Source organism: Bdellovibrio sp. HCB290 (assembly GCF_047305925.1).
Classification (GTDB): Bacteria; Bdellovibrionota; Bdellovibrionia; order Bdellovibrionales; family Bdellovibrionaceae; genus Bdellovibrio.
The window spans coordinates 215,458-227,703 of record NZ_CP178620.1; the positions used below are offsets into that span (position 1 = coordinate 215,458).

At 46.3% G+C, this 12,246-nt stretch carries 16 protein-coding genes; 4 read left to right on the plus strand and 12 right to left on the minus strand.

Annotated features, from left to right (window positions below):
• Positions 1 to 28: 28 nt before the first annotated feature.
• The 4 genes from ACLVWU_RS01105 to ACLVWU_RS01120 all read right to left on the minus strand — a co-directional run bounded on the left by ACLVWU_RS01105 (position 29) and on the right by ACLVWU_RS01120 (position 2,310).
• Positions 29 to 448 carry a hypothetical protein gene (locus ACLVWU_RS01105; protein ID WP_413576615.1) on the minus strand — a complete coding sequence of 140 codons (420 nt, stop codon included), beginning with the start codon at positions 446 to 448 and terminating at the stop codon, positions 29 to 31.
• Between the two features lie 5 nt (positions 449 to 453).
• Entirely contained in the window at positions 454 to 762 is a 309-nt protein-coding gene (locus ACLVWU_RS01110) for a hypothetical protein (protein ID WP_413576616.1), read from the minus strand.
• Positions 763 to 855: 93 nt separating this feature from the next.
• The gene (locus ACLVWU_RS01115) at positions 856 to 1,239 is read right to left on the minus strand and encodes a hypothetical protein (protein WP_413576617.1); all 384 of its coding nucleotides are present in this window, start codon (positions 1,237 to 1,239) and stop codon (positions 856 to 858) included.
• A 27-nt stretch (positions 1,240 to 1,266) separates the two neighbouring features.
• Positions 1,267 to 2,310: an NAD(P)-dependent alcohol dehydrogenase gene (locus ACLVWU_RS01120; protein WP_413576618.1), complete on the minus strand. Its 1,044-nt coding sequence runs from the start codon at positions 2,308 to 2,310 to the stop codon at positions 1,267 to 1,269.
• A gap of 93 nt (positions 2,311 to 2,403) precedes the next feature.
• On the opposite strand from ACLVWU_RS01120, the gene ACLVWU_RS01125 reads away from it, so the two are divergent.
• Together ACLVWU_RS01125 and ACLVWU_RS01130 are read left to right on the plus strand one after the other, a co-directional pair.
• Positions 2,404 to 2,676: a peptidylprolyl isomerase gene (locus tag ACLVWU_RS01125; protein ID WP_413576619.1), complete on the plus strand. Its 273-nt coding sequence runs from the start codon at positions 2,404 to 2,406 to the stop codon at positions 2,674 to 2,676.
• 163 nt (positions 2,677 to 2,839) lie between these two features.
• Positions 2,840 to 4,078, plus strand: a complete 1,239-nt coding sequence (locus ACLVWU_RS01130; RefSeq protein ID WP_413576620.1) for a hypothetical protein — start codon at positions 2,840 to 2,842, stop codon at positions 4,076 to 4,078.
• Here ACLVWU_RS01130 and ACLVWU_RS01135 read toward each other — a convergent pair.
• Positions 4,059 to 4,949 carry a DMT family transporter gene (locus ACLVWU_RS01135; protein WP_413578760.1) on the minus strand — a complete coding sequence of 297 codons (891 nt, stop codon included), beginning with the start codon at positions 4,947 to 4,949 and terminating at the stop codon, positions 4,059 to 4,061. The two genes, ACLVWU_RS01130 and ACLVWU_RS01135, sit on opposite strands and share 20 nt — an antisense overlap.
• A 123-nt stretch (positions 4,950 to 5,072) precedes the next feature.
• On the opposite strand from ACLVWU_RS01135, the gene ACLVWU_RS01140 reads away from it, so the two are divergent.
• Positions 5,073 to 5,498: a hypothetical protein gene (locus ACLVWU_RS01140; RefSeq protein ID WP_413576621.1), complete on the plus strand. Its 426-nt coding sequence runs from the start codon at positions 5,073 to 5,075 to the stop codon at positions 5,496 to 5,498.
• Here the strand turns inward: ACLVWU_RS01140 and ACLVWU_RS01145 are convergent.
• Genes ACLVWU_RS01145 through mbhE form a run of 6 tightly spaced genes read right to left on the minus strand, consistent with a single transcriptional unit; the run spans position 5,495 to position 10,718 of the window.
• Positions 5,495 to 5,818: a cation:proton antiporter gene (locus ACLVWU_RS01145; RefSeq protein WP_413576622.1), complete on the minus strand. Its 324-nt coding sequence runs from the start codon at positions 5,816 to 5,818 to the stop codon at positions 5,495 to 5,497. The genes ACLVWU_RS01140 and ACLVWU_RS01145 overlap by 4 nt on opposite strands.
• Positions 5,815 to 6,072: a monovalent cation/H+ antiporter complex subunit F gene (locus ACLVWU_RS01150; protein WP_413576623.1), complete on the minus strand. Its 258-nt coding sequence runs from the start codon at positions 6,070 to 6,072 to the stop codon at positions 5,815 to 5,817. Before ACLVWU_RS01150 ends, ACLVWU_RS01145 begins: the two co-directional genes overlap by 4 nt.
• Positions 6,069 to 6,416 (minus strand): Na+/H+ antiporter subunit E, encoded by a 348-nt coding sequence (locus ACLVWU_RS01155; RefSeq protein ID WP_413576624.1) that lies wholly within the window; start codon positions 6,414 to 6,416, stop codon positions 6,069 to 6,071. Before ACLVWU_RS01155 ends, ACLVWU_RS01150 begins: the two co-directional genes overlap by 4 nt.
• On the minus strand, positions 6,413 to 7,867 hold the full coding sequence (locus ACLVWU_RS01160; RefSeq protein WP_413576625.1) for a complex I subunit 5 family protein: 1,455 nt from the start codon (positions 7,865 to 7,867) through the stop codon (positions 6,413 to 6,415). Before ACLVWU_RS01160 ends, ACLVWU_RS01155 begins: the two co-directional genes overlap by 4 nt.
• Positions 7,864 to 8,154 carry a sodium:proton antiporter gene (locus ACLVWU_RS01165; RefSeq protein WP_413576626.1) on the minus strand — a complete coding sequence of 97 codons (291 nt, stop codon included), beginning with the start codon at positions 8,152 to 8,154 and terminating at the stop codon, positions 7,864 to 7,866. The genes ACLVWU_RS01160 and ACLVWU_RS01165 overlap by 4 nt, the downstream gene beginning before the upstream one ends.
• A complete protein-coding gene (mbhE, locus tag ACLVWU_RS01170; RefSeq protein WP_413576627.1) occupies positions 8,151 to 10,718 on the minus strand; it encodes a hydrogen gas-evolving membrane-bound hydrogenase subunit E in 2,568 nt (855 codons plus the stop codon). Before mbhE ends, ACLVWU_RS01165 begins: the two co-directional genes overlap by 4 nt.
• A gap of 179 nt (positions 10,719 to 10,897) precedes the next feature.
• Here mbhE and ACLVWU_RS01175 point away from each other — a divergent pair, with 179 nt between their 5' ends.
• A complete protein-coding gene (locus ACLVWU_RS01175; RefSeq protein WP_413576628.1) occupies positions 10,898 to 11,788 on the plus strand; it encodes a universal stress protein in 891 nt (296 codons plus the stop codon).
• 52 nt (positions 11,789 to 11,840) lie between these two features.
• Here the strand turns inward: ACLVWU_RS01175 and ACLVWU_RS01180 are convergent, their stop codons facing one another.
• The gene (locus tag ACLVWU_RS01180; protein WP_413576629.1) at positions 11,841 to 12,245 is read right to left on the minus strand and encodes a glycine cleavage system protein H; all 405 of its coding nucleotides are present in this window, start codon (positions 12,243 to 12,245) and stop codon (positions 11,841 to 11,843) included.
• Position 12,246 lies beyond the last annotated feature (1 nt).

Genomic DNA, 12,246 nt, shown 5'->3' on the forward strand with positions numbered 1-12,246 from the left:
TTTTTTTATTTCTGAATTCAGATGATGATTACTTTTGGCTGCAAGTGAAGCTGTAGCTGTCTTGAATCTCGTAACCCTTAAAGAAACCTTTGCGAGCAGAGTAATCCAAAATCAACAAGCTTGCGTTCGGCCAATAGATTGTAGTGATGCGGTGATTGTCGTTCGTGGTGCTGTACTTTGCGCTTAAGCCAACCAACTGAATAGTTTTAGTCGTCGCAGAGTTGATAACCACAGAATCCTGGATGGTTTGATACAGGTACTGGTTGTCGCCGATTTTGGAAATCGCCAGACAAACTGGTTTTTGGCCTTCTTGTTCCGGCTCGCATTGGAAGATGTTTGAAAGCTCGGAATTTTGTGGCAGCGTGTTTGCAACTTGATCACAAGGTGCAGCGTTAGCGCTGGCGATTTTAAGAATCAAAAGAACAAAGAAAATACTTACAGTTTTCATAAATCCTACTTAAGAGTTTCGCACTCTGTTTTAACGATATCGTACCAATTGTCAGAATTTTTCTTGAAGACAGTCACGCATTTGAAAGTGGGTGCAACACCTTTCACTTTGTAGTTTGCGCGCGCCATAGTGATGATCGCCACATCGTAACCTGCAACCGTTGTGAATTTTTGCTCGATAGAAACGATGCTTTCATCAAAACCAAGTGTTTCAAGAACACTTTCAGTGGTCATCATGGAGATCTCTTTCATAGCGCCAGCAGATGCGAAAGAGGAACTTAGAACAAGTGCGAATGCGATGAAAAATGCCTTCATAGATACCCCCAGTTTGTGTGTGGTGGGTATTTACAAAATGTTTAGCAATTTGGGCAGTATAGAGTGAAAAACCTGTTAATTTTACCAGACGCTTCAGAGGTCAGTCACACAGACGAAGCGATCATAGGGAGGTGGTTCCACCGAGGCACTGGTTACTGGATCCACCAAAATCAGACTGAAGTGGTTCTCTTCCTGGGTTAGAAACGCTTTATATTCGTGGAAAGGGGAGTCCACTGCGAATTTGCCATACTTAGGAGTCGAAATCTCCCGCCAGCCATAGTCCATCGATTCGTTATATCCAGAGCTGGTGGTCAGGCGGCTGCGCGAGCTTCCCTGGCTGTGAAGTTCGATGGAGTATCTGAAAAAGAAGCCTTGCTCATATGCTCGTCCATGGCAGCGGAAGCTTTTGTCGATTGCGAGCGCTGGTAAAGAAACCGAAAAAAGGACCGCAACCAGCATAAAACGAATGATGTTCATCCGCTTAGCTTGCTGCGGTCTCAAAATCTAGGCAAGGGATTTCATATCAATAACGAAACGGTACTTAACGTCACTTTTAATCATGCGCTCATAAGCTTCGTTGATTTTTTGAATCGGAATAATCTCAATGTCCGAAACGATGTTGTGCTTGGCACAGAAATCCAGCATCTCTTGAGTTTCCTGAATACCACCAATCAATGATCCACCCAGTTTTCTGCGACCCATGATCAAGGCACCGGCCGCCAATGTTGGAGGTGTGTCTGGAAGACCCACCAATACCATGTTGCCATCGCGACGAAGCATGCTCAGGTAAAGGTTGTAGTCATGCGGGGCTGAAACCGTATCAATGATGAAGTCAAAACTTCCCATGTGAGCTTTCATTTGCTCCATGTCTTTGGAAATGATCACCTCATGGGCCCCTAAGCGTTTGGCATCTTCAACTTTGGAAGGAGACGTTGTGAAGACCGCAACTTTAGCTCCAATGGCATTGGCAAGTTTCACGGCCATGTGGCCTAAACCGCCTAAGCCTACGACTCCGACCTTTTGTCCCTTGGTTACATTCCAGTGACGAAGCGGGGAGTATGTCGTAATACCCGCACACAAAAGTGGTGCCGCGGCTGCAAGATCCAGATTCTTTGGAATGGAAAGGCAGAATTCTTCACGAGTTACAATCGAAGTTGAATAGCCGCCGTAAGTGGGCGAGCCATCTTTCTCTTTCGAGTTGTAAGTCCCCACGAAACCCTTTTCGCAGAACTGTTCAAGACCTTCTTTGCACGAAGCGCAGTCCAGGCAAGAGTCGACAAGGCAGCCAACGCCCGCAAGATCACCGACTTTGAATTTCTTAACTTTTGCGCCCACAGCTGTGACTTTGCCGACGATCTCGTGACCCGGAACCATCGGGAACATTCCTTTGCCCCATTCATCACGCACCTGGTGAACGTCCGAGTGGCAAACGCCGCAATAATGAATTTCAATGTGAACATCATTATCGCGAAGTTCGCGGCGCTCGAAATTAAAAGGAGCTAGTGGTGCTTTTGCTGACGGAGCGGCAAATGCTTTTGCTTTAATCATGGTAAACCCCCATTGAGTATTGAATTACAATCATATCCAACACTCTGAAAATGGACAGTGAAATTGGTGAAAGGCTGTGGCATACTTCGGAGTATGAAAATCCAAGTAAGCCACATTCTTGTGCAACACTCCTACGAAGCAGATGATATTCTGCGAGCCCTTAAAGATGGAAAAGACTTTGTCGAACTTGCGCGCAAGTTTTCGAAATGTCCGTCCGCAGCTGATGGTGGAAACTTGGGAACTTTTTCTGAAGGTCGCCTGGATCCGGATTTTGAAGAGGTGGCTTTTGCTTTGAAAGTGGGACAAACCACGACTAAACCAGTCCGTACGCGCTTTGGTTATCACATTATCCGCAGAACAGCGTAAACAAACATATCTCTTTTGATGGAAGCATCTTTCATCTTTTTTCGTTCAGAATCCTGACGGTTTCCGACGAACGACTGGTAATATCTTTCACGCAATAAAAAATACTAAATTCTAAATGTGAACGCTCCGAAGGGACTAAGAACTACCTTAGGAGGGATTTGAGATGCTTGCACCTCGTTCACTATTCAACCTTGGTACGTTGTCTCTGGTTCTGGCTTTGACAGCTTGCGGACCGGGTAATGAAAGTCTGACTGCGATTGACGAGTCAGGAGATGAAACCGCATCTATTATTGACCCAGGCACTGGGACAGCAACGGATGAAGTATCTACAGCGCAAAAGCTTTTGCTGAATCAGGCGATGAGTGTGCGTTATGAAAGTAATAGTATCCTGGAAAACAAGGCAGAGCTTCCGGCCGGGACGCAGATTGAAGTTCCCACTGATTATTCTTCCAAGAATCTGGATTACCGAGATTCGAACGGAAAAATTGTTCGCTCCAGCACGGGCTTTATTTATCCAATCAAAATCGTTTCAGTTCCATCAGCATTTGCCTCCCAGTTTCCCCAAAGCAAAATTGATACTTTGAACAAAACCAGCGGCGGGCTTTTTATTTTTGCTTCCATCGTGGGGAATCTTCAAGGTGTGGAAGGCAGCTTTGCCGCGATCACACCGGCGTCTCCGGGCGCGGGGTTTTTGGCAAACTATCAGACTTCAGGTAAGCCTAAGTTCAGCTACACGACATCCTCGACAAAACGTTTTCCAAAAATCAACAAGGGTGTGGACCCGGCAAGCCTAAGCGCTGCAGATCGCGCGAAATGGAATGCGATTTATGCCGAGCTTAGAAAAGCCGCGAATCGTGAGGTTGCAACTCCGAAATCGTATCTGATGATCGATTCAGCGACAGCCAAACAGGCGTCACTGGATTATGAAAAGATCAGCAAGGTTGCGACGAATGGCGCCTGGTCCATCGCAGTTCAACAAACAGCGGTTCGTCATGGATTCTCGAATGTGCCTTGTGCTGAATTTCAATCCGAGTTGGTGCGCGAAGCCTATCAGCGGGCCGGATATAGAGTGAGCGATGATTTTAATTCCACCAAAGGTAATAAGTTGATCTGGTCCAGCACAGCAGCTGTCGTGAACTTTTCGATGGCACTGTATAAAGCCGGATGGATTGCCTGGGATGGAACAAAGTATAAGCCAATGACCGGAGCACTTTTGATGAATGGTTCCGGTATTTCACCGGGGCATACTTACATTTCAGGAAGTGATGACGGCATGATTATCGTCGACAATGGTGCGCCACAAGGCCGTGACCTTAGAAAAACCTCCCAATCCATCATCGACATGATGTTTGAAACGGGAGTTTTCTTCCTGCCACCGGGAATCAACCCGCCGACTTGGTAAGTTTCTTTGGTGAGTATAAAGTAAGAATATTTCCTAAAAGGCAAAGTGCGACTCCCGCGACAATGTAGGGAGTCCACTTAAAGTCCTCATACATACTGGAAAGAGTCAGCGCAATGATCGGAGAGATGACTCCGGAGTACGCGGCTCTTTCTGCCCCGATACGACCCGCCAGTGATAAGTAAGCTCCAAACGCAAAGACCGAACCAAATAGTGCCAGATACAAAAGTGAACTTAGGTATTTGCCAGTCATCGGGATCGCAAAGCTATGTTGCAGAAGCAAGCCCACTAGCAAAGTAAAAATACTTCCGTACAGCATTCCCCAGGTATTCGAGATCACCACCGGTACTGATTTGCGATACGAACGTTGCGAAAGCATGTTGCCGGTCGAAGCCGACAAGGTCGCGATCAGTCCCAGAACTAACCCGAAAATCGTATTCTTATTCGCCTGCAGACCCAGAATCTCATTCATAAAGATCAGCGCTATTCCCGCGCCGCCCAACAGTGAACCCATGACGACTTTGGCAGTGATGGGTTTTTTAAAGAAGATCCTCATGCCGATCATGTTGTACGGAACGATCACCGTAAAACAGATGGCGGCGATACCTGAACTGATCATGGTCTCTGACCAGTAGACCAGCATGTAGTTGATGGAAAACATAAAGATCCCCATGGCCATGAAGGTCAGGTGATCCTGTTTTCCGTAAGACAGCTTCTTTTTAGTGACTCCGCAGTAAGAAAATAAAATCAGGGCACCCAAAGAGAAGCGCCAAAATACGGAGGCAATAGGAGAGGCTGAATCCACCTGGAATGTGATTACGAGCCAAGTTGAGCCCCAGATCAGAGTGCATATAGCATATAGCAGGAAATTCATGAGCTTCACAGTGGGCAAGTTCCTAGCTTAAGTCAAGAAATGGGACTTCTGGACCCCTTGGGTTGCCATATTTCGTATCCGTTAGTATTCTTCATATATTGGATTTGAATAAGGATGGTTTCGGTGAAAAGAATTCTGATTGCACTAATCACAGTAGTTTCATTTTCGGCATTTGCAGCGCCAAAAAAAGAGATCAAAGAAACTCAACCCTATCGTGGTGTAGTTTATTTCAATTATGAACTTAGCGGCAAAAAAATCCGTGAATCACTGCACGTTCAAAAAGATACAATTCGCGTAAATGGTGAAGAAGTTAAAAAGGCGAACTGGAAAAAAGGTGAGCCAGCGATGAAGACCCTATTGAAGCTTGAAAAGTCAGCAACATCCAAGTGCACCGCTGGAGAATACACACTTAAGGTTGCAAAAGGTGGCAAGAAGAGCCAAAGCGAAAAAGGTTGTGTGGGCACTCCCAGATTCAAACAGCTTGAACAATCCTTTGTCGCTTTAAAAGATCTGCTACCCAAACAGTACAAAAAGGATATGACTCCTTAACGATCTTCCAGGTGGTCATTTCTTTCAAGTCGAAGGGGATATCTTTTTGAATCCTCGTGAACTCGGCATCGGCTGATCAGAAACGAGCTGATCGGAATTCCAAAGCTTAAAATCAATGAAGACGCCAACAGTGCGATGGCGATTTCCAAATTCTGAAAATGCAAAGCCCCTGCCACACAAAAGCAAAGGGCTCCCATGGTCGAGGCCTTGGTGATGGCCGCCATGCGGGTTAAGGTGTCGGGAAACTTTAGTGCACCCAAAGCAGATATGACTATTAATAGCGTGCCCAATATTAAACACACTTGCACTGGCAGACTCATGGTTTCCTCCGGTTCTTTTCAAGATAGAATGCCAGGACGGATGTTCCGACAAATGAAAGAATTGAAAGCACGATTACAAGACTCATCACGTGAATGTCATCCAGGACAATTGCGATAAGAACTGCTCCAGCAATCAGGATCGCTGTCAGAAGATCAAAGACAATGATGCGATCTGCTTGACTGGGACCACGCAAAAAGCGAATGGCAGCGCAGCCAGCGGCAAAAATCAAAAATATGAATAATGCCGAGATCATATTTTCTCCGTAGAAAAGAGTTGGTGCAGGCGTCCCTCGAATCGCCGACGAAGAGTGCTGATCGACTTTTCGGGATCAGGTGCATGAAAGAAATGAATATAAAGAATGGAACTGTCTTGAGAAAGATCCACCACCAAAGAACCCGGGGTCAGGGAGATGATCATGTATAGCATCCACAATGAGGTCGGAGTTTTCAAAACTGTATTCATTCGAACAATTACAGGTTTTAACCCCGAGTTGGGGCGAAATACCCAAGCTGCGACCTGAACGACAGCAACAATAAATTCGAAAATGAAGATCACCGCTAATTCAAATATCAGGATTAGTTTTTTAAAAATGTTCATAGCGATTCCTTGCTCATAATCTTAGTTGCGACCTGTTGAACTATGGCCAGGCCGGATCCCGAGAAAGCTCCCAGCAGAATCGAAGCTGCCGCTAAAAGAGCAAGCGGCAAAAGGACCCAGTTTTTCATGTAAGAGTTCTTTGCGGGCAAAGTTTCATCCGGAGCCGGTTTCCAGAATACGCCCAACCATATTTTTAGCATCGACATCATTGTCAGTAAGCTGACCGCGAGACTTATTAGCACGGCAGCAATACTTCGATTTTGAAGTAGACCTTGAATTGTAAAAACCTTTGCCCAAAAACCCATCAGGGGAGGAATCCCGGCGAGAGACAATGCCGGAATAGCAAAAAGAACCGCAAGCAGCGGTGACTTTTGCAGAAGTCCGCCGACCTTGGCGATAGCAGTGCTTCCTTCAGTGGTTTCTATGCTGGAAACAATTAAAAACAGATTCGTTTTTACCAGCATGTGGTGAGCCATATAAAAGACACACGCGGCAATTCCCAGTTGGGTATTCAAGGTAAAGGCCAAAAGGATATATCCAAGTTGTGAAATACTATGAAACGCCAGAATGCCTTTCATATTATCCTGAGAGAGCGCCCCCAGAACGCCGAAAATCATCGATGCTAATGCCATCAACTGAAGTGCTAGTGAAAGAGCCAGCGGCATTGAATCATTAAATGGCGCTAAAACCCGCAACAAACCATAGACACCCACCTTGGTAAGTAAACCAGAAAAGACTGCGACAATGGGAGTGGCCGTCAGGGGATACGAGGCTGGAAGCCAGAAATGAAAAGGAAAGATTGCTGCCTTCGTCAAAAAGGCGATGGATAAAATACCAATGCCAATTAGAAGTGTGGGCGAGGCGCTGGCGGCATTAATACTTTTTAGCTGCAAAAGACTCAGGGTTCCCGTGCTGCTATAGATAAGTGCCACACCTGATAAGAAAACCAATGAAGCCAGGACATTCATCGCTGCATACTTGAAACCGCCGGCAAAAGCTCTTTGTTTTCCGTTAACTGTGACTAGAAAGAAAGATGAAAACAGCAAAACCTCAAACCAAACGTAAAGATTGAAAAGATCGCCAGTCGAGAATGCTCCGAATATTCCAAACATAAGGAAATGAAAAAGCGGATAATAACCGCGAAGTTCAGCCTTGGAAATTTTCGCAGCTACTGAGGCCGTGGTCCCGCAAAAGTAGATAAAGGCGGAAACACAGATTAGGATCGCGCTTAATAAATCGATGTGAAATGAAATGCCATAAGGCGGCTGCCACCCCCCGAAGGATAAATGTTGTGAACCCGCATTGAATACAACGACGGCTTGAAGAGCACTGATCATCAGCACAGAGAATGAACCCAGCACTGCCAATATGCGCTGGGCTCGCAGGTGCTCTTTTAAGAAAAAGCTGGTAACCCCCAAAAAGAAACAGGCAAGGAGAGGATATGCGATCATTCTTTCTCCTTTAGACTGTTGAGGTCACTGACGTTTTGATAGCGTTTTGCAAAGTAGGCAAGAACCAACAAAACAGTTTGTGTCGCAAGGCCAATGACAATTGCTGTAAGAATCAGGGCCTGGGGTAGGGGGTCGTTCATGGAGCCGCTATTTAAAATAAGCAAGTTGATTGCATGGCTCAGCATTAGCAGACCTATGATCGTTCCCAGCCATTGTCTGGAAAATAGCAACCAGATCCCTGACGCAAAGATGGCAGCGATTAATAGTGATACGGCACTTATAATCAATGCTCCCTCCTTCCATTTAGAGAGAACGCGATTGTAGTGATCACACCGATAATTACCAGATAGACTCCTACATCAAAGAGCAGAGGTGTTCCAATGCTCGGTAATGCTGACAACCAAATGCTGGTGAATGGCGCTTCGCCCTTGAATGTGAAGGATAGCAACCCGGAAAAAAGACAAAGCCCCAGACCGGCATATAACCACCGCACTGTTGAGCCTGATAAAAATTTTAAAGCTTTCTCTTCACCAAACACCAATGCATAGAATCCCACGGCGATCCCATAAATCAGACCGCCTACAAATCCTCCGCCGGGAGCATTGTGTCCTCTGAAAAGAATGTAAAGAGAAGTCAGTGAAAACAGGACAATGAAAATCTGCGTGGCGCGATCGACAATGACAGAGTGATAGAAGCGTTCGGGAACTTTTCTGGCTCTGGAAAATAGGAAGTAGGTGCCAAGAGCCACGATGCTAAGAACCGTGATCTCCCCGAAAGTATCCAGCGCCCTGAAATCCACCAGCGTGACATTCACGACATTAAGACCCCTGCCCAGTGTCGGTGCATTCTCCAGCAGGAATGGTGAAATGCGGGATGGAACGCGCCCCGTTTCCAGCAAAGTCACCAACACCAAGGCAAAAACAAAACCGAGGGAAGTAACCAGGATTCTAATAACCTGATATCCCGTCGGGAGATGCAGAGACGGCGAGCGAACGTACTTAAGGCAGTAGGCAAAGATCAACAGTGACACGGTTTCAACTGCGAGTTGAGTCATGGCAAGATCAGGTGAATCTGCCAGTAGGAACTGTAATCCGATTCCGTAACCCACTAATCCCAATCCCATAATCTGAATCAGATTGTTTGTGCTTTTTAGAAGAGGGTAAAGTCCGGATGCCACCAGTGCGATTGCAAGTGTCTGTTCCGGCGTCCATGAGTCGTCTATCCAGTTTAATCCGGAGGCAAATCCGTTCATCGAGAAGGAGCCCATCACTCCCCAAACAAACATCGCAACCACGACCCAAATCATATAAAACGTAAGTCTTCCGTTTTGCAGATAGTAAGTGGTCTGCTTGCAAAGCTTTGCAAAAAGAAATTTCTTTTCCTGGGCCTTCTTATCAAATCGAACCCACAGTTCCAGATGAACAAGATACTTATAGAAAACAAAGGATAGAATCCCACCAAGTACGAAGGTGGTGATACTTAATAAAAGGCCCGCGTTGAATCCGGTCCACACCTTAAGCTGCAACTCCACGCCCTTTAACAGAATCGAAGAAACGATAGGGCTTAAGAAGTATTCGTTAATTTCATCCAGGAATAAATTCAGAATCCAACCGGTCGCTGCCAAACACAGAGCTGGCAGCCACATCGCGGGTTTTGCTTCACGCAGGATTTCCGAATGGGGGCGAAGATCTCTTCTGGTGATCAGCTTTAAAAGTCGATATGCAACTACGATTGAAAGCGCCCCGGATCCGACCAGGACCATAATCAGTAAAGTACCGGGACCCTTTAGCAACAATGCAGAAGTAAGAAGGTATTCTTTGCCCAGGAATCCCAAGCTGAAAGGGAAACCAATCATAGATCCCAGTGATAGAATCATCGCCGTCGAAGTCATGGGCATGCGGCGAATCAGGTTTGTGATGTTGTAGATGTTGCGAGTTCCGATCTGTTTGTCGATGTTTCCCACACACATGAAAAGGCTTGCCTTGTAGCAGCTGTGGGCCAGAACGTATGAAAAGAATGCCTTCCAGGAATATTCATAGGGAATTCCTACCAGAACAAAGATGGATCCCAGGGCGCTCACGGTTGTCCATGCAAATAGCTGCTTTAAATCTGAACGGAGCAAAGACATGAAGAGTGCGCCAAGGGCAGTTATGCTGCCGATCGAGCACAGAAGAACGGTCCAAAGAGTCGTTCCTTCAAAAAGCGGAGAAAAACGCACCAGCAGGAAAGCGCCCAGTTTCACCAGCGTTGCAGAATGCAGATAGCAGCTTGCCGGAGTGGGAGCTTTCATCGCACCTGGAAGCCAGATATGAAATGGAAACTGCGCGGATTTAGTGATTGCCGCAAAAATCAAAAGCAAAGTCAGAAGTACTCTGTCAGACCCCACTGACGTTGTCGAGGTTACGATCTGAGACAGGGATGTAGTTCCTGCATTTTGTGACAATAGCAGCAGGGCACTTAGCAAGGCCAACCCTCCTGCGGCATTGATTAGCAATGCCTGTCTGGCGCTGTTGCGTGTTTCTGCATCTTTAAAGTGAAAGGCAATTAACAGGAATGAACAAAGAGCCGTGGCTTCCCAGAAAGTAAAGAAGACATAGATGTTGTCGCTCCAAAGTACTCCCAGCATGGATCCTGCGAAAATGAATAGAAGGGGAAAAAACTTTTTTGCGTCTGCTTTTGAAAAGTACGATCCGGCATAAATGCTAACAAAGAAGCCGATGCCCATAACTATGCAGACAAAGAAATTCGAAAGTCCGTTGTGAGGAACTCTCCAGTATTTATGAATGAAAGGAGTCAGCGCTTCGGCAAACGTGATCGCGAAGGGAATGGCGAACAGAACTTTCCAAGCCAATCTGGGAAGCCGAATTGCAAATGGGGCAAGGAAAGCGATTATAAAGAAAGCAGCTATCCACCACGTCATGGGTCATGATTTCAAATTAGCGAAAGTGCTGTCAATTTGTTGATGTACAACAAAAACTCCAGTGAATTGTGCTAACCTGATCAGAGATTCCAACTGGAAAGGAATTCAAGATGAACCGTGCGGTGGTCGCTCTAAATCCCAGAGCGGCAGAAAATGGTTCCTTAAAGAACTTCTGCGAGCAGATTAGCAATCTGCACGCCCAGGGATTGTTTGATGAAATTTTCGTTCTCTCTGTTATTCATCAAAGTTACTTTCCATATTCTCCGGATGAGTATGACCAACGTCGGGAAAAAATTTTCAAAGATGTGCGAAAGTCGTTAGAGCACGGCATCGACTGCAGAATCAAGTTTGCGGATATCGACGTGTTGGAATGTCACTCCTCGGGCGATGAAGAAGTTGTGCGTTCGATGGCAAGCTGGGCCTTTAAAAAACGCGCGCAGATTCTGATCTTGGGTGTGGATATTAAACACATCTCAAGTCGCTGGTCGCTGGAAGGAATTCCTGTAACAGCTGCGTTGCTTTCACCAGTGCCGTTGTTGGTTGTGAATGTACGAGGACCTGTTGATTTTACTCCACGCAGTGAGCCCAAAGTTCTTTTAGCGGTGGATTCTGAGGCACCACCCACTGCTAAAGCTCTTCGACGGTTCAGTTGGGTGGCGAAGCCGATGAAGGCAAAAGTACATCTGGTTCATGTCACCCGAAAGAAAACAATGCCTTCAGCAAAAGGAAGAAAAGTTTCGGATTTTGACCGTATCCGCGAAGTTCTGCATGACACGGCAGTTGCGCTGCAAAGATTCGATATAGATTGTGTCATGGAAGTCGTAAAAGAAGATGGAAGTGTCGCCAACACGCTTGCAGAGTACGGAAAACGTCATGGCATCTGGGTCACGGTGGTTACTTCTCCGGCCAGGGGGCTTCGCTACCGATTGGCGTGGGGATCCACGACGCAATCCTTGCTGGGACACCTGGGGTGTCCACTTCTGGTCTTAAGAATTCAATAGGATTTCAGGCAAAAAAAATCCCCGGTTTCCCGGGGATTCATCAATGACCGGACTAGTCTTCGTCCTCGTCATCATAATCTTCATCGTCTTCGTCGTCCTCATCATCCTCGTCGTCTTCATCTTCGTCCTCATCGTCTTCGTCTGAGGATTCAATGCGTACCAACCAACCCTCTTCGTAAGGGTCTTCCATTATGATGGAAGGGTCGTCGATCACTTGTGTGTTGATTTCGATAACAGTTCCGTCTACTGGAGAATAAATGTCCAGCGGGCCGTCGCTGGTTTCAATTGTTCCGATCACGGCTTCTGTATCCACTTCCTCTTGTTCAGCAGGGAGGTCTACAGAACTGATGGAATCGAAATCCTCCAGTCCGTCTTCGTTGATACCGATTGTGATCACGCCATCTTCTTGGCGGTACCACAAATAGCCCATATAATTTCTTACGTCGTCAGATGCCATT